The organism is Nitrospirota bacterium, from assembly GCA_030684575.1.
GTDB lineage: Bacteria > Nitrospirota > Nitrospiria > Nitrospirales > Nitrospiraceae > Palsa-1315.
The window spans coordinates 195,776-212,070 of record JAUXVD010000014.1 but is presented as its reverse complement, the minus strand read 5'-3'; the positions used below and the strand labels follow the sequence as shown (position 1 = coordinate 212,070).

Here is a 16,295-nt window from a genome sequence, read left to right as displayed (position 1 = left end):
CTCCTCTTGCGAAATCGATCGCCTTACTTAACTGTGCGATGCCTTTGCCTTATCGCTCATCGTGGCTACCCAGAAGATGAACGCGACAATCATACAGAACAAGAAGGTGTTCAAGGCCATAATCCCGGCTGCATAACCCAACGCCGGTGAAAATGCATATTGTGAGGAATCGCGAAGCACTCCATACACATGCCAATGAACGCGCGATGACGACCGAGCGTATCCCATTAATGTCATCAGGAGGATGACCATGATTGCATTGAGGACCAGTGCGTACCCGGCCCGCGGAGGCATCTTGCCCCAGACCATTTCCGTCGTGGTCTTCGCGCTCTTCAGCAGCAGCGCAGTTAATGGCGTGATCGTCAACATGACGAAGAGCACGATCATGACCTGTGACGTTGAAAAGTAATTGATCCGAATGATGGCCGGCACAAAGTAGCCCCAGACGCCCAAGACGACGACCGCGATACCGGCAAGGACCAGCAACGCACTCATCAGCGCTTTTGCGGCCTTTGCCCATCCGGCGGTCTCTTCCTTGCCTGCGCGCCAGTACATGATGAAGCTCATGAATGTGACGAGAATCATGAGATTCGAGACTGTCATCTTCGCCGACATGACGCCGAACACGCCAAGCAGCGGATGGTGAGTTCCACCCATCTTTCTCGCTTCTTCCAAACTCGCCACGAGTGAGTGGGGCGTCATCCAGACGCCGAGGCAGAGCAACAGGATAATCAGCATCGACAACATGGACTTCCGGTACTTCAACTCCGAACCTGGAATCCGATAGGTGATTCCCAGCCAGAAATAATAGTTCGACCCGAGAAACAGTACGCCGATGAGCATGGCTTGCAGGATGAACAGCCAGGAGAGAAAGCCGCCCATCAACGTGATGCCCATCTGCTGGTTGTACTGATAGATTTCGCGCATGAGCCAGTAGCCGGCAAAGGGAAGCGGCAAGAGGCCGAACACCCCGATGAAGTTTCCGACGTAGCCCATCCAATCATAGTGATCACGCTCTTCCGAGTTTCTGGCAGACAGATAACGAATCCCGGCGTAGGCGCCGCAGATGTAACCTCCGAGGACCACGTTCGCGATCAACCGGTGAATGTTCACCGGCCACCAGGTTGGATTCCAGGTCGCAGCCCAGGCCCTGGCGATATCGGAGCCTTCCGCGAGCACGACCGGACTGGCCTGGAAGGTCGCCCAGGAGTTCGGCACAATCATGATGAAGAACGCGAAGAAGTTCAGCATGAAGCCCAGGAAAATATGGAACGTCTTCTTGTGGCCATCCTGCATCGCATCCCAGCCATACCAATAGAGATACAGCGTCATGGTCTCAACCAGAAAGAGGAGACAATAGACGATGAATGACGGGAAGAAAATATCCGTCAGATAGTTCATCAACTTGGGATAGAACGAGATCAGCAGGAACAAGAGAATTCCGCCGAAGAGCGCCGTCGTGGCATAGGCGGATGTCAGGAGCTTGGTGAACTCTTTCGCAAGTTTGTCATAGCGCTTTTCGCCCGTCTTCCAGGCCACGACTTCGCAGAGCCAGGCGAAGATCGGGACACCCAAAACGAACCCTGCGAGCAGCAAATGGAGCTGCGCGACAACCCAGACGAGATTGCGGCTGCCGATATAGGGAATGTCGCGATACTCGGTCGCGGCGGCCGGTGCGACATCTGCACCAAAGGCCAGCGCGGGAAGGCTGAGCAGGCCCACGGCCCACAACAGCGCTGAGAACATCCCCCCATGACCGCGACCGGCCTGGAGAAGTCTCTGAATCCATCCACCCTGTTGTTGCATGCCCCTCACCTCATCATCTCCCACGTTACGGTTTCTTGGCGGCAGGCGGAGCCGGTGCGGTTGCCGCCGGCGCTTTCACTGCATCTTTGCCTGCCTTGCCCTTACTCTTGCCTTTTTCCAGTTCGGCTTCCGCCTGCTGTTTTTCCAGCAGCTCAACCTGTGCTGTCAGCTGCGCCACCATCTTCTCATTTTTGTTCAGCGTCTCAAGCGGTTTAACTACAGGGACGGCTTTGACTTCAGGCTTCTTACAACAGTCGTGCGGGTGCGGCGTAAACACCGGGAGGGAAGACCAAAAGAGGAGCGACAAGATCACGGCCCCACCGGTCAAGGCTGTCAACATCAATCCTTGATCGGCCGGCACCCGCATCAGGTCCCAGCGAGTAATCAACCCTTGATAGTTTTCCGACGCATGCTCAGCCGACGCCACCGTGCTGCGGATCATCCGCCCCACGAACGAGACGCCGGTGATCAGCAACAACAGAAGCACCCCTGTAGCCACCCCGCCCCACAGAACCAGCTCTATGCTGATCTTCTCTGCAACGGGAACGCCCTTCAGCGCCTCCATCTCAAACATGGAATGGACGAACGCAATCGAGACATCCGTCGTGGCACTCATTGCCACCCAGAGGATCGGCAGAAAGATGCCTCCGACCAATGCGCATTTCCACCAGAGCGTCAGCCCCAATCCCTCTGGCGGTTCACGCCGCAGGCGTTCGAGAAAAAATGTCCGCCCCACAACTCCGAGCGCCCAGATATCGATCGGGATCGACAGCAAAAACAGCAACGCGATGCCGACACCTTCACCAAAATGGGATTCCAATCCTAGCGTAATCGTCGGAACCGCAAAGACGGTGACCGGGCTCGCCAGCAGCATCAGGAATGCGAGGCCTATTCTCGTTTCAAAATGCACCATCCCCAGCGCGAGAAAGAGCAGGACGAAGGCAAGCTTGATCGGCAAGCCGGTCCAAAAGGCAGGCCAAAGAATACCGAGCCCGAGCTTCGTAGGAGACATTGATTCGCGTTCGTCGCTCATAACAAACAGAGTCCGTTCTGCGAGAGGCCGCTAGTCCAAAAACTCTCGGTTGATAATGGCAGAGATCGTGAAGATCAAGATCGCAGCCATGACCACCACCCATCCGATCAGGGCGATGGGGCGCTTGAAAATATTCCGTTCAGGATCACGGTCGAAGAATGGCAAGGCGGCCAGCAGCGCCATAAACGCGCCGGGCAATACCATCGCGCCAAACAATTGTCCAATCTCTCCGGAGAACATCTTGAGTCGCAGCAACTGGAACAGGAACAGGAAGTACCATTCCGGCTCCGGATGATAATCGCCAGGATCAGGCGTCGCCTCTTCCAACAAGACCACTGGCTCCCAGAAGGCCAAGGCGCAGATACAGGCAAAGACCGCCGCCATGCCGACGATATCTTTCCAAATTTGTCGCGGAAAAAAGTAGTCGGTCTTCGCCTTCAGTTCTTCCGGAGTGCCCCGGAATGGACCAGCCGGTCCGGCCGACCTAAAGAGGAACAAATGCAACCCGGCCAGTCCCATCAGGGCTGCGGGGAGCACCATCACGTGGATGACGAAGAACCGGCTCAGCGTCATTTGGCCGGGAGTCGCGCCCCCCTTGAGGAATCGAGCCATGAAGTCGCCGAGCAGCGGCGTCTTATCCAGAATTTCTACACCGACCGTCGTGGCCCAGTAGGCTCGCTGATCCCACGGCAGCAAATAACCCGTGAAACCGAATCCCATGACGATACCGAAGAGCGCGAGCCCGACTAACCAAACCAGTTCACGTGGCTTCTTATAGGCGCCCCAGAGAAAGACTTGAGAGATATGCGCAAAGACGCAGACCACCATGGCCGTGGAGCCCCAGAAATGGTAGCTCAACAGGAACCAGCCGTAGTCGACATCATGCAGGATGTATTGAGTGCTGGCGTAGGCATGGTCGGCGGTGGGCACGTAGTAGAACATCAACAGCACGCCCGTGACCGCTTGCATGATGAAGATAAATAACAATACCGATCCGAAGACATAAGCCCAGCGAGAACCGCCAGGGACCGGCTCATTGAGCATCTTGGCGGCAAGCAGCTTCAGGCCGACTCGTTCATCGACAAAGTCGATGACTTTTTCAAGGATCGTGGTTGGCGCGCTAGGAAAAGGGGTGTGGCTCATCTAGACAATCCGCGTTTGGGACTTCGTCCCGGCTTTGAATTCCATATCGATAATTTGCACCTCACCGCTCGCGGACACCTGAATGGGCAACGGATCGAGGGGACGCGGGGCAGGGCCATCCAACACCGTACCGGCCGCATCGTAGATGCTCAAATGGCAGGGACACAAGAACACCTGTCCCAGCACTTTATGCTGACGCCATTTAAATCCACACCCAAGATGAGGACACTTACCAGAAAAGGCGACGTAGGGCACGTCCTTCTTATTGGTCCAGATCGTTTTCCCGGCGCCATCCCGGAAGTCCATATCTTTTCCCTGGTATATCTTTTCGAGGACTGCGGGCGTCGCCTTCAAGATCCACACATTTTTCTCGATCTCGGCTTCAGGCAGATAGGCCTCTTTGACCTTGCGCTTGAACTTGAACTGCGTCCCCGCATCGTCCGCCTTGATCTTCCCGATGTTACCGATCTTGAGCCATCCGTTGTCGAACGGGGCATACATCGGCTTCATCAAATACTTCAAGACGGGGAAAGCCAGCGGCAATCCAATAAACAATCCGACCACGTGGGTCAGATTTGCGAAGAAGGTCCGTCGCTTGACGCTCTTCTCCAAATCAGGAAACGGCACCAGAACTTCGCCCGGCGACACGTGAAGATGGTCTTCAATGTGCGGGATCTCCACCTCATGCAATGTGACGTACTCATCACGCTTGAACGGCGGCAACGCACTCACGTCAGACGCAGACGACCGTAGCTGCACCACCCCGTCCGTAACGGTCTGCACCAGGCCCATCGCGACTTGCCGCTCACCTGCACCGTTCAACGACACCACGAGATGGCTGATCTCACGGGTCAGCGGATCCATGATGATCTTCGTCACTTCACCGACTTCTTGATCCGCACAGCGGACTTTGGATTTCAGTTTAGGCTGCATGCTACTTCTTCTTAATCGGCTTTGGCGTATTCACTGCTGTATTCTTGAATGTACCGAGCCAGGCGGCGAGCGCTACGACGTCCTTCTCCTCCATCAGATCCTTGTACTTGTCCGGCATCTTACCCTTCTCGTACTCCTTCTCGAATCCTTCGGCCATGAAGCTCTTGGGATCGAGGATCTTCTGCTTGATCTCGTCGACCGAGAGATAGGTGGCGATGTTATCCAGTTCAGGACCGCGCTTCTTACCGCCTTCGCCATTCAGCTTGTGGCAGTTATAACATTCTTGTAATTGCCACTGCTCCTCACCCAGCTTCATGAAATCTCCGGTTGCCGCACCGGATGCTGTCGGGACTGATCCTGAAGCCCCTGCCGACTGGCCCGTTGCCGCCTGGTCTCCGCCTACTGCCTTGAGACGCACGGTTAAAGCTTTTACTTGCTCATCGAGCGCCTTCGCCCGCGCGATCAACTCTTCGGCTTTCCCCTGTTGAGTCGCCGCATACTTAGGCCCCAAGATCTTGGCGATCTTGCCCTTCTCATCTTCCGGATCGTACTGCGGCCACATCGAGGCGCCGGAGATATACACCGTGCAGAGCACGACATAGAACACCACCAATACGATGACGGACTTCAGTCCGCTCATCGGGGTGAGTGCCGGCGCATCCAGGATCATGAATACGACTGCCCCCAGCATCGCGTAGGCGAAGAACATCATCTGGAAGATGACGGGAAACTCGAACATTCGAGTCGCACCGACCAGTACGCCACCCACCACCAAACCGATCATCAGCTTCTTAATCACATTCCCCATACAGATCCTCTTTCCTTCAGTAAGCGTTCCGCACCCTGGCTACTTACTCCCGGCAGGGACTGGACTGCTCTCAGGTGCATGCCCCTTCGAATCGGAAGGCCGAAGGGTTACGATAATCGCGAAACTGACGACGGCGTAAAAGACGACTGTAATCCCGGTGATCCACCAGGCGGAATAGGACAATGTCGGCGTGAAGGATTCCGCGGTGAAGTCCGGCAACAGATTGTAGGTGTGGTAGTACTTCCGCAACAACGAGCGGACCGCACCCATCAGACCCATCGTCCAAATTGCGCTGAAGGCCAGGAATATCAGCACGAACTGGGAGGCGAAATCGATCTTGCCCCAGACGATCGTGCCCTGACTGATGGCCCGGTTATAAATGACGTAATTGACGACCGTCACGAAGACCAGCGTAAATGCGGCAGAATTCTTCGCAGGCATCAACGCCAGGAAGTTCCAATCTGACGGCAACTCCAACTCCGCCACCAGCTTGGCCCCTGTCGGCACAAAGCCATGGGGCGTCAGCCAGATGGCATCGCCGACGACGACCATCAAGAATCCGACCTTGATCACGGTCCGTGCAGATACCGTCAGCGGGATGAACCGGCCTACGGTGAACGGGGCCAACAACATCGGCAGCAGGAACGCCAGCGAGGTCGGGTCAGGAACCGGATAATCCGTCATCACCTTGGTCATCACGATAGGCAGCAAGACCATCACGACAGGAGCCAGGATCGTCATCCGAACCTTTTCGACCCCCTCGATCCGCTTCATGCTGAGCCAAATATAGTAATTACTGGCCAGGAAGATGAGGCCGATCATCGCGCCCTGCATTTCGAAAAACATCGAGAGCTGGTCGGCCATCATATATGGACAGATCGACGCATCGTAATCGCAGAGCTCGTAGGCCAACAGATAGCCCATGAACGGCAGGAACAACAACGCGCCCACACCGATCAGGTTGCCGACAAACCCCATCCAATCGTAGTAGGCTCGCTCTTCGTCCTTCTTCGCCCCCATGAACATGTAGGCGGCAATCAGCCCGGCGACGAACCCGCCGAACGTCACATTCCCGACGAGGCGATGGAGATTGAGCGGCATCCAGCTATAGTTGAAGATTTTGTCCCACAAACTCGCGGTCGCGAGAAACTCTTGCGGCGAAATCCCCTCGGCCTTCACCGGCGTATTCATAAACGAAGTCGGGCCGTCGATGACGAAGAGCGTGATCGTGCCGATCAGATTCAGAAGCACCCCGAGGGCGATATGCCGGGCCTTCTTCTCACCCTTCCAGGAATCCCAGGTGTAGAAATACATGTACAGCAAGATGGTCTCGCTGATGAAGAGCAAGGGATAGATCACCGCGAACAGCAGATAGAAGTGGTTGATGAGCCACGTCGTAAACTGCGGATAGGTCGCGAGTAGCACGAATATAAAGAGCCCCCCCGTGAGGGCGGTCATGCTGTAGAGAATGACTGTGACCTTCGTCACCTCTTTTGCCAAACGATCGTACCGGGGATCCTGCTTCCGGTACCCCAACCATTCCGAGATCACGACAAAGATCGGGGCACCGAGAATGAATCCCGCAAACAGGATGTGAAGCTGGGCGACGATCCATACCGCGGTCCGATTCCCCGTATAAGGGAACTCCACGGGAGGCGCGCCAGGAGCTTGGGCATACGCCACGCCTCCGAACAACGCCAGAAGCGCGAATGCCGCCATGAGACTGCGCTGCCACGTTTTCATGATGTTTCGCCGCCCCTCCTCACTAGATTGATATCAGCCTACTTACCTGCCGGTGCCGGAGCAGCGGGAGCTGCTACCGGAGCTGCAGCTGGTGCCGCCGCGGGAGCCGCGGCCGGAGCTGCAGGAGCAGCCGACATGCCTGCCGCATCGACCCAAGACTTCTTCTCGTTATCCCAGCCCTTGCCAGCCAACCCGAAGTTCCGTTCATACAAGACGAGCTTCCAGCGATCTTCGTCTGACAGCTTGCTCTTCCAGGCCTTCATCTTCGTATTGGGCACCCCTTCTGAAATTCTCCAGAACCACACGGAATCCGAATAGAGGCTCATCCGATCGCCCTTACGAAAGTCACGCGCACCAGCCTTGACCGGCTTGCCGTCCTTGCCATGGCAGCTCGCGCAATTCACATCGGGATTCGTGTCGCCGATGAAAAGCTTCCGGCCCTCTTCCAGTTTGGCGGCATCAGTCCACCAACCGGCAGGCATATGCTTGTCTGCATACTCGGCAGGCGCTGGAGGCGGCGGAACGACCGGCCCTTCACTCTCTCCACCACCGCACGCCGCCATAAAGAGCCCCGCGCCCAACACCACCGCCAACTGCGCAAATTTCATCTGTTTCATATCTATCCCCTACTCCTTTTTTCGCGACCATATCGGTAACGTTTCACTTTCGCACCAAGACGAAAAAAAACGCTTTCACCGGGAGGATAATCTCCCCTGCAAAAGCGCTGATCCCAACGAGTCCTCTACCGCCACTCGTACCCCCTATCAACATCCATCCACTCATCCAGCGAGACGCATATCCGTCCCATGGACCGCTTCGCTATTTCTTTCGCTTACCCTGAGACGTCCCTCGCTTCTGTTCCCGCTTCCGCCATGCGCGAATCATCTTCAATCCCACGAACCCGCCGGCAGCTGCAGCAACGGCGCCCAATCCTCCGTACACCCACATTGGAACGCGTTCTCTATCGTGTATACAGCCCGTCCCAAAGTTAACCTGGACTTTTCGCTCTGCCTCCAGATCCTTCGGATCAAACGAAATCTTCTGCTCCTGCTGCTCCCCCCTGGCTTCAACCAGCAACGGATCGCCAAGGTTATCGTTATGGAGATGAAACGCCGCCTTGTAGTACCCATCTCCGTCGGTCTTCACGATCTGGCCGTAGGAGATTCTCGTATCCTTCACGAGCACGTCTATATTTGCGCTGCCCCTCCCATCCGTCCCGCATACAAAGCCTTCGACCGTAAATCGGTGATCGGCTTCATGCGTGGCAGAAACAACCGATGGGAGACCGCCTACTATGGCTATGGCCAGGATCCACTCCCGCCACCGAGATTCATTCTGTGCGATCTGTCTACGCCTCATGAGCTCTGGACTGACGCCTTTTTCGGTCGCCGGACTCTTGCGTCCAGCCCACACAGCAGAAAGTCTGATCTGCAATGAGCCAGGCCATTTTGAGGCCGACCCTTTTAACATAGCCCCTAGTTTTTGTCAACGAATTGACCGCCCAATTCAACAAGCCAGCAAGCCCTATTCCCTGCGCCAGGAGCGGACTATTCAAGATATGTCTGTATAGAAGAACGAGCGGGAAAAAGATAGAGCTGGAATAACAGGGGGCTAGAGAATTCCGCGCGCTTGCGCGTCCGCGGCAACACGTTCCACTTCGGATCGTCGTTCAGAATCCTTCTTCGCAATCCAGGTTTCCCAGGACTTCCCCGTGGCCGTATCCTCACCGGTGAAGGCAATGGAGGCGATCTGATCGTAACGGATGCGCCGAGCAGGAGAGCTATCAGAAGGAAACACTTCAAGATAGGAATCGGAACCACTGACCTGGCGATTGAACAAATACCCGCCGAGCGACTCCCCCGACTTCAATACGACGGTCACATCGCCACGATAGTCGAATGCCAGCTCCACGGCTTCCGCCAGCTCAGCAAAAGAAGAAGGCTGAAACACACGGCCCTCCAGCGAGCCAACGACATCATCGCTATGATTCTTGGTATCGGTCATGACGAGGGTCCTGCCGCACCGTACGGGGCACACAAGAGCATGCAATGCGTCGTGTTCATCGCGAGGTAGGGAGCATCGTTAACTTCACAGTCCGGCCAAACCCGGACAACGTACCGAAAGTATCTTCGACTGCCGAGGCTTCATAGCCGCAATGCACCATACAATCGGCGCATTTCTCATTCCGCCCCGTCCCGTAGTGATCCCATTCCGTGCTGTCCATCAGCTCACGGAACGTCTTCGCATAACCTTCCTGAAGCAAGTAGCAGGGCTTCTGCCACCCGAATACGTTGTAGGTCGGATTGCCCCAGGGCGTGCATTCATACTCCCGGCGCCCCATCAAGAAATCGAGGAACAGAGGTGACTGATTAAACTGCCACCCCTTCTTCGGACTCCCCAAAATACGGGAGAATAATTCTCGTGTGCGTTCTCGCTTCAAAAAATGCTGTTGGTCTGGCGCCTTATTGTAGCTGTACCCCGGCGAGATCATCATGCCTTCGACGCCGAGCTCCATCATCGCATCGAAAAATTTGCGCACGCGTTCAGGGTTGGCATCGTCGAAGAGCGTCGTATTGGTGGTCACCCGATGGCCCCGCTTCAACGCCGCCTTGATGGCCTTCACCGCGACGTCATAGACGCCGTCCCGACACACCGCCAGATCGTGCTCATCTTTCAGTCCGTCCATATGGACGCTGAACGTGAGAAACTTCGACGGCTCATACTCATCGAGTTTCCGCTCCATCAGAATCGCATTGGTGCAGAGGTACACGTACCGTTTCTGTGCGACCAGTCCGCGAACAATCGACGCCATCTCAGGATGGATCATCGGCTCTCCCCCTGGAATGCTGACGATCGGGGCTCCGCATTCTTCCGCCGCAGCCCAGCATTGCTCCGGAGTCAGCCGCTTATCCAGCACATGGTCCGGGTACTGAATCTTGCCGCAGCCGGCACAGGCCAAATTACACCGGAATAAAGGCTCCAGCATCAACACAAGCGGATACCGCTTCACCCTGGTAACTTTCTGGGTGAGCACGTACTTCGTGACTGTAAACATCTGGGAAAGTGGAACGGCCATTCCTCTCTCTCCTTCTACTTTATGCTGTCTGTGTAGTGAGCAACTGCGAACCGCAGCTGGACTTGCGAGCAAGAAACGGCATAGATCCTAACACTCTCATCCCCTGTCGTCAATTTGGAGGCGCCGGGCGGGTTCGAACCGCCGAATCGCAGTTTTGCAGACTGCTCCCTTAACCACTTGGGTACGGCGCCCCGCGCGCATTATAGCGGGCCCTCTTCCTCTATCTCAACTTGCCATGTCAGAAATACGGCGCAGGCGTGAAGAATAGATGCTCAACGGTTGGGCAACACAGGGATTTCTTTTCCAAGCGTGGTGGGCTCATCCGACTGTGAACTCATCGATTCCCATCCTTCGTTCGAAGGGACCACGACCGTCCCATTCCCTTCAGCTTCCTTTTCCTTGGCCATCAACTCGACCTCTTGGATCAGCGTGTCCATCAACTCTTCGATGGGCACCTTGCGAACGAGTTTGCCCTTTTTGAAGAGGATCCCCTTGCCTTCACCGCCGGCAATCCCGATATCCGCTTCCTTCCCCTCGCCAATCCCGTTCACGACACAGCCAAGGACCGACACATTCAACGGAGTCGTGATATGACCGAGCTTCTTTTCCAATTCGTTGGCCAGCTTCACCACATCGATCTCAACTCGGCCACAGGTTGGGCAGGCGATGACATTGATCCCTCGGTGGCGAAGTTCGAGCGACTTCAAGATCTCGAACCCTACTTTGACTTCTTCAACCGGATCAGCCGCCAGCGACACGCGCAGCGTGTCGCCGATCCCCTGGGAGAGCAAGTATCCAAGCCCCATGGTCGACTTAACGGCACCGGTCATCAACGTGCCCGCCTCGGTAATCCCGATGTGCAAGGGATAGTCGGACTGGTGGGCAAATAACCAATAGGCATCAATGGCATGGTGCACATCGGATGCCTTCAACGACACTTTCATATTCGTAAAGCCAACATCTTCCAACGCATGGACGGCGTTGAGCGCCGATTCAGCCAAGGCTTCGGGTGATGGCCAGCCATACTTGTCCAACAACGGCCGCTCGAGCGACCCGCCGTTCACGCCGATGCGCAAGGGAATGCCCCGCTCGTTCACCGCCTTAATAACTTCTTCGACTTTCCACCAGGCTCCGATGTTGCCGGGGTTGATCCTGACGCAGTCGACGACCTCGGCAGCTTTCAATGCCAGCCGATGGTCGAAATGGATATCCGCGACCAGCGGTACGGTCATCGCCGCTTTGATCTTGGGCAGTACTGCCGCCGCTTCGTCGTCTGGCACGGCCACACGGATCACTTCACAACCGGCAGCTTCCAGCTGGCGGATCTGCTCGATCGTTGCGACGACATCTCTCGTGTCGGTCGAGCACATCGACTGCACGGACACGGGCGCATCTCCGCCGATCTTGAGCTTGCCAACCGTGATCTGCCTGGTTTTTCGTCTAGTAATATGCATCGTGTTCTTCTTGCCGTTTTCCTCTTAGCTCCCCTGCTCGTCTCCATGCGGCAACCGATCTGCCAATGTAGCGAGCGGGCGTTGCTCTCGCGCAGGAGCCGGCGCCTGACCGATCAACTCCTTCACGCTCTGATAGATACCTTCCGCCGTAAGCCCGTACCGTTCTCGCAAGAAATCCTGTGGTCCTTGCTCGATATACCAATCGGGCAGCCCAATCACCTTCGTTCTCACATCCGTCACGCCGCCGTCCGACAGGGCTTCGAGTACTGCTGAACCGAACCCGCCCATTTTACTGCCTTCTTCAACGGTCACGACATAACGAACTTTTTTCGCGACCCCGACGATCAAGTCCTGATCCAACGGCTTCACAAAACGCCCATTCACGACCGCTGTTGAAATGCCTTCGGCTTCTAGCCGTTTTGCAGCCGTCACCGCATGCAAGACCGACACACCGATCGCGACGATCGCGACATCTGTGCCTTCCTGCAAGAGCTCACCCTTCCCCATTGGCAAGGCCTTCGGTTCCTGATCCATCGTCACGCCCAGGGTCAGCCCTCGAGGATACCGCACTGAGGCAGGCCCATCATGTTCGACGCAGGTTTTCATCATATGCTGCAACTCATTTTCATCCTTCGGCGCCATGACCACCATATTCGGCATGTGGCGCAGGAACGCATAATCGAACGCCCCATGGTGCGTCGTCCCGTCTTCCGCCACTAACCCGCCGCGATCGATGCAAAAAGTCACCGGAAGATTTTGGGTCGCAACGTCGTGCACCACCTGGTCGTACGCCCGCTGCAAGAAGGTGGAATACATGGCCACCACCGGGCGGAGGCCCTGCGTCGCAAGACCAGCCGCAAACGTCACCGCATGTTGTTCGGCAATACCTACATCATAGATCCGGTCCGGAAACTCCTTCTCGAAAATATTCAGGCCGGTCCCTTCACACATCGCAGCCGTAATTGCGACGATGCGCTTATCATGACGGGCCAACTTCACCAATGATTCGATGGCGATTTGCGTATAGGACGGTCGAGCCGCCTTCTTAGCCGGTGCCCCGGTTTCCCGTACAAAAGGCGGACAGGCATGGAACCACACCGGATTATTCACGGCAGGCTCGTAGCCCAATCCTTTTTTCGTGATGACATGGAGCAACACCGGGCCCCTCATCTTCAACACGTTCTCCAAGGTCGGCAGCAGATGCTCAAAGTTATGGCCGTCGATCGGTCCGGCATACCTAAACCCAAGCTCTTCAAAAAGCAGTCCGGGGAGGATCGCACCCTTGGCCAATTCTTCTGCCCGGCGAGCCCACTTCTGCATATCCTGCCCAATATGGGGAATCTTCCCCAACAGTTGCCCCGTTTCCTCGCGCATCTTGGTATAAAACTCTCCGGTAAAGGTCCGGTTCAAATATGAGGAAATGGCGCCGACATTCTTCGAAATGGACATTTGATTGTCGTTCAGAATAACCAGGAAGTCTTTCCCCAACCCTCCAGCATGATGCAGCCCTTCCAGCGTCATCCCGGCGGTCATGGCGCCATCCCCGACGACACAGACGACCTTATGATGCTGCGCTAATTGCTCACGGGCCGCGACCAGCCCAAAAGCGGCGGACACGCCGGTACCAGCATGGCCTGCATTGAACGTATCGTAGACACTCTCCTCGCGCTTGGTGAAACCACTCATTCCCCCGTACTGACGGAGCGTGTGAAACTGTTCCCGGCGCCCGGTGAGGAGCTTATGCGCATAGGCTTGATTGCTGGTATCCCAAACGATTTTATCTTGTGGCGTATCGAGCAGATAGTGTAACGCGACCGTCAGTTCAATCACTCCGAGGTTCGAAGCCAGATGCCCTCCGACATTAGAGACCACGCCGATAATCTGTTCCCGCAGCTCCTGGCACAAAACAGGAAACTGCGCCGGTGAGAGCCGTTTTAGATCAGCCGGGCTGTGAATGGTCTTCAAGATCGACATAGCAGATGCTCCTTTGCATGAATGCATGGGTCTGTAACAACGAGCTGGGTTCAGGTACGTACTGGCGAAGCAACGAAGTAACGTAGCAGCTTATAGGTTAACGGCTCAGATTTTCACATGGAACCCCCATGTTGTCAAGTGGTTAGCCAGATGCCCCCGCACTTCTCCTCTCACTCATGACTCGAATCGATGGGTGAAGACCGTCGAGAGCGAACAGTCTTCCACCCCACCAGTGATGAGGTCCACATGCTCGACGCTTGAGACCGGCCAAAGCAGCTGTGGGTGCAGTTGATCGGTACATCCAAGAGCCACTTCTGTCGCGCCTCAATGATGGACCTTACGCCCCGCTCCATGAGTCGCTGAAGGGTCTTCGTTGAACTCCTCCGCAACGGACACCAGTTCCGACTAGATAGACGCAACGGCCGTCAAGGCTAGTAGGGAAAATCCAATCCCGCATAGATCGCGCCGCCTTCCCGGCTATAGCCGTAGTCGACACGTCCGACGACATTGGGTCGCACGATGCCGCGGAATCCGACACCGGGAGTCATACGATAACTCTTAAAGCTGACGTCCTTATAGTCGTTGAAGACCTGTCCGGTATCCAGGAACGGCGCGACTTCGAAATCCGCGATGACGCCTGCAACTCTCGTCCTCGCCAAATGGATCCGCTCCTCGACGCTGAGCGACACAAGGTGCTTGTCGATGAACCGATCGCCGCCGAACCCCCGGAGGTTGTTTTGTCCACCCAAGGAGCTTTGCTCGAAGAACGGAACCTGTGTCCCGATTGTCGCCTGAAGATCCGCCCGCACGACGAGGATCGCGCGCTTCGACTCGCTCGGGAAGAGCTTCTTAACCTCGACTTCGTAGCGAGAGTAGACGGGATGATCTCCGTTGCGAATATTCTGATTCACTTCGGCGTAAGCCGTTACGGCCATTCCATCGGTCGGCGAGACGAGGTTGTTGCGCGTATCATAATAAAACGTCGCCCGGTGGCCGAGAATGATCGACTCCCCCCGCACACCATCCACCGTCGAAAATCGGTCACCGGTAAAGGGAAGATCGGTGGCCCCCTTCTGCAGACGCACGTCGCGGAAACGCTGCCCGACGGAAATCTGGGTCACTTCGTTGGCATAGACCCCGAATCGCCAATTCGCTCTCCCCTCACGCGCCGTATAGTTCGTCTGTTGCGGTTCAGAGGTCGCTTCTCCTAATCCGAAAAACCGAGAGGTGGCATTTTTGAAAAACGAAGCACCGAAATTCAGGGAGTAGCGCCCCTGGCTGAAGGCTGGATCGGCATAACTGAAGACCAGCTTCCGTTCGATCCGCTCCGTAAATGAACCGGTGAAACGAATCTCACGCCCCCCCGGTTCATACCGGAACAGATTGAGCGCCCCGCGCGTCCCCACGATGGAGTTGCGAACGATCATCGGCGCGACGATATATTTCAGCTCCCCATCGGGATCTGTAATCAAAATCGGCGTGATTAGTCCAACATCGCTCCCATCGTTCTTGCTGGTCGACACGGACGGAACCGGGAAGTATTGAACGTCAGCTCGTGCGTCCTCAGGCAACGAGACGACATTCGCCGCAAGAAACAGGAGGGCAACGGCGATACAGCCGCGCAAGCTTGTCATGGAGTTTCCTGGAGATCTCTACGGGGCTTTGATCTTGTCGGATTTCTTGCGAAGCTGATCCACGAGATCGGCGTAGCCTGAGGAGCGGAGAATCTTTGTGAACTGTCCACGGTAATTACTCACCAAACTTACGCCGTCCACCACCACATCGTACACTCGCCACTCCACACCCTTGTTGAGCAGGCGGTAGTCGAGAGGGATTTCGGTCTTACCTGTGAGGACCTTCGTCCTCACTTCGGCAAAGTCCTTTTCCGTCCGTTCATTGATGTACTGCACTCCCTCACCGGAATAGGTCTCGACCTTGTCCGAATAGGAATTAGTCAAGAGTGTCTGAAACAGCGAGACGAATTCTTGTTTGTCCTTTTCAGACAGCGTATTCCACGGAGCACCGAGCGCCCGCCTCGACATTTCTGGATAGTCGAACCGGTCCCCGACAGCCCGTTCCAACCGCTGCCGTCGCTCTTCCGATTTCCCCGGCTGTTTGAGGTCCTTGTCCTGAATGATTCTCAGCACCTCGTCGATAGTGCCTTTCATGGCCTCCGTCGCGCCACCAGCCACCGCCGGCTGAATGGCAACCGCACCAAGCAGTAGCAGGCAGCCAATTCCGCTCACCACCATCCCCCAACCCGTTTTCAAGTCTTGTGCGACGGTAGATCCCTTGATCTCCATGTAGCCCCCCCTTCTATACACC

The 16,295-nt window shown here is 56.0% G+C and carries 14 protein-coding genes and 1 tRNA gene; all 15 read right to left on the bottom strand.

Annotated elements, in window-relative coordinates:
• Positions 1–27: 27 nt before the first annotated feature.
• On the bottom strand, positions 28–1,806 hold the full coding sequence (locus Q8N00_10910; protein ID MDP2383304.1) for a cytochrome ubiquinol oxidase subunit I: 1,779 nt from the start codon (positions 1,804–1,806) through the stop codon (positions 28–30).
• 25 nt (positions 1,807–1,831) lie between these two features.
• Positions 1,832–2,839: a hypothetical protein gene (locus tag Q8N00_10905; protein MDP2383303.1), complete on the bottom strand. Its 1,008-nt coding sequence runs from the start codon at positions 2,837–2,839 to the stop codon at positions 1,832–1,834.
• Between the two features lie 30 nt (positions 2,840–2,869).
• A complete protein-coding gene (locus tag Q8N00_10900) occupies positions 2,870–3,982 on the bottom strand; it encodes a cytochrome bc complex cytochrome b subunit (GenBank protein MDP2383302.1) in 1,113 nt (370 codons plus the stop codon).
• Positions 3,983–4,915 carry a ubiquinol-cytochrome c reductase iron-sulfur subunit gene (locus Q8N00_10895; protein ID MDP2383301.1) on the bottom strand — a complete coding sequence of 311 codons (933 nt, stop codon included), beginning with the start codon at positions 4,913–4,915 and terminating at the stop codon, positions 3,983–3,985. It abuts the gene before it with no gap.
• Position 4,916: 1 nt separating this feature from the next.
• Positions 4,917–5,723 (bottom strand): cytochrome c, encoded by an 807-nt coding sequence (locus Q8N00_10890; GenBank protein ID MDP2383300.1) that lies wholly within the window; start codon positions 5,721–5,723, stop codon positions 4,917–4,919.
• A gap of 39 nt (positions 5,724–5,762) precedes the next feature.
• Complete coding sequence (locus Q8N00_10885; GenBank protein ID MDP2383299.1) at positions 5,763–7,466, bottom strand: cytochrome ubiquinol oxidase subunit I; 1,704 nt, start codon at positions 7,464–7,466, stop codon at positions 5,763–5,765.
• 38 nt (positions 7,467–7,504) lie between these two features.
• Positions 7,505–8,083 carry a c-type cytochrome gene (locus Q8N00_10880; GenBank protein ID MDP2383298.1) on the bottom strand — a complete coding sequence of 193 codons (579 nt, stop codon included), beginning with the start codon at positions 8,081–8,083 and terminating at the stop codon, positions 7,505–7,507.
• Between the two features lie 202 nt (positions 8,084–8,285).
• The gene (locus Q8N00_10875) at positions 8,286–8,645 is read right to left on the bottom strand and encodes a hypothetical protein (GenBank protein MDP2383297.1); all 360 of its coding nucleotides are present in this window, start codon (positions 8,643–8,645) and stop codon (positions 8,286–8,288) included.
• A 432-nt stretch (positions 8,646–9,077) separates the two neighbouring features.
• Positions 9,078–9,470, bottom strand: a complete 393-nt coding sequence (locus Q8N00_10870) for a hypothetical protein (protein MDP2383296.1) — start codon at positions 9,468–9,470, stop codon at positions 9,078–9,080.
• 55 nt (positions 9,471–9,525) lie between these two features.
• Positions 9,526–10,542, bottom strand: a complete 1,017-nt coding sequence (hpnH, locus tag Q8N00_10865) for an adenosyl-hopene transferase HpnH (protein MDP2383295.1) — start codon at positions 10,540–10,542, stop codon at positions 9,526–9,528.
• A gap of 115 nt (positions 10,543–10,657) precedes the next feature.
• Positions 10,658–10,733 (bottom strand) — tRNA-Cys (locus tag Q8N00_10860).
• 81 nt (positions 10,734–10,814) lie between these two features.
• Positions 10,815–11,996 (bottom strand): flavodoxin-dependent (E)-4-hydroxy-3-methylbut-2-enyl-diphosphate synthase, encoded by a 1,182-nt coding sequence (gene ispG / locus Q8N00_10855; protein MDP2383294.1) that lies wholly within the window; start codon positions 11,994–11,996, stop codon positions 10,815–10,817.
• A gap of 24 nt (positions 11,997–12,020) precedes the next feature.
• On the bottom strand, positions 12,021–13,970 hold the full coding sequence (gene dxs / locus Q8N00_10850; protein MDP2383293.1) for a 1-deoxy-D-xylulose-5-phosphate synthase: 1,950 nt from the start codon (positions 13,968–13,970) through the stop codon (positions 12,021–12,023).
• A 431-nt stretch (positions 13,971–14,401) separates the two neighbouring features.
• The gene (locus Q8N00_10845; protein ID MDP2383292.1) at positions 14,402–15,604 is read right to left on the bottom strand and encodes a BamA/TamA family outer membrane protein; all 1,203 of its coding nucleotides are present in this window, start codon (positions 15,602–15,604) and stop codon (positions 14,402–14,404) included.
• An 18-nt stretch (positions 15,605–15,622) separates the two neighbouring features.
• The gene (locus Q8N00_10840; protein ID MDP2383291.1) at positions 15,623–16,273 is read right to left on the bottom strand and encodes an ABC transporter substrate-binding protein; all 651 of its coding nucleotides are present in this window, start codon (positions 16,271–16,273) and stop codon (positions 15,623–15,625) included.
• Positions 16,274–16,295: the final 22 nt, after the last annotated feature.

Bases quoted from the DNA above. Each gene is read 5' to 3' on its own strand.
- Q8N00_10910 (MDP2383304.1), bottom strand. From the start codon at position 1,806: ATGCAACAACAGGGTGGATGGATTCAGAGACTTCTCCAGGCCGGTCGC.
- Q8N00_10880 (MDP2383298.1), bottom strand. From the start codon at position 8,083: ATGAAACAGATGAAATTTGCGCAGTTGGCGGTGGTGTTGGGCGCGGGG.
- hpnH (MDP2383295.1), bottom strand. From the start codon at position 10,542: ATGGCCGTTCCACTTTCCCAGATGTTTACAGTCACGAAGTACGTGCTC.
- dxs (MDP2383293.1), bottom strand. From the start codon at position 13,970: ATGTCGATCTTGAAGACCATTCACAGCCCGGCTGATCTAAAACGGCTC.
- Q8N00_10840 (MDP2383291.1), bottom strand. From the start codon at position 16,273: ATGGAGATCAAGGGATCTACCGTCGCACAAGACTTGAAAACGGGTTGG.
- Q8N00_10885 (MDP2383299.1), bottom strand. From the start codon at position 7,466: ATGAAAACGTGGCAGCGCAGTCTCATGGCGGCATTCGCGCTTCTGGCG.
- ispG (MDP2383294.1), bottom strand. From the start codon at position 11,996: ATGCATATTACTAGACGAAAAACCAGGCAGATCACGGTTGGCAAGCTC.
- Q8N00_10890 (MDP2383300.1), bottom strand. From the start codon at position 5,723: ATGGGGAATGTGATTAAGAAGCTGATGATCGGTTTGGTGGTGGGTGGC.
- Q8N00_10905 (MDP2383303.1), bottom strand. From the start codon at position 2,839: ATGAGCGACGAACGCGAATCAATGTCTCCTACGAAGCTCGGGCTCGGT.
- Q8N00_10900 (MDP2383302.1), bottom strand. From the start codon at position 3,982: ATGAGCCACACCCCTTTTCCTAGCGCGCCAACCACGATCCTTGAAAAA.
- Q8N00_10845 (MDP2383292.1), bottom strand. From the start codon at position 15,604: ATGACAAGCTTGCGCGGCTGTATCGCCGTTGCCCTCCTGTTTCTTGCG.
- Q8N00_10895 (MDP2383301.1), bottom strand. From the start codon at position 4,915: ATGCAGCCTAAACTGAAATCCAAAGTCCGCTGTGCGGATCAAGAAGTC.
- Q8N00_10870 (MDP2383296.1), bottom strand. From the start codon at position 9,470: ATGACCGATACCAAGAATCATAGCGATGATGTCGTTGGCTCGCTGGAG.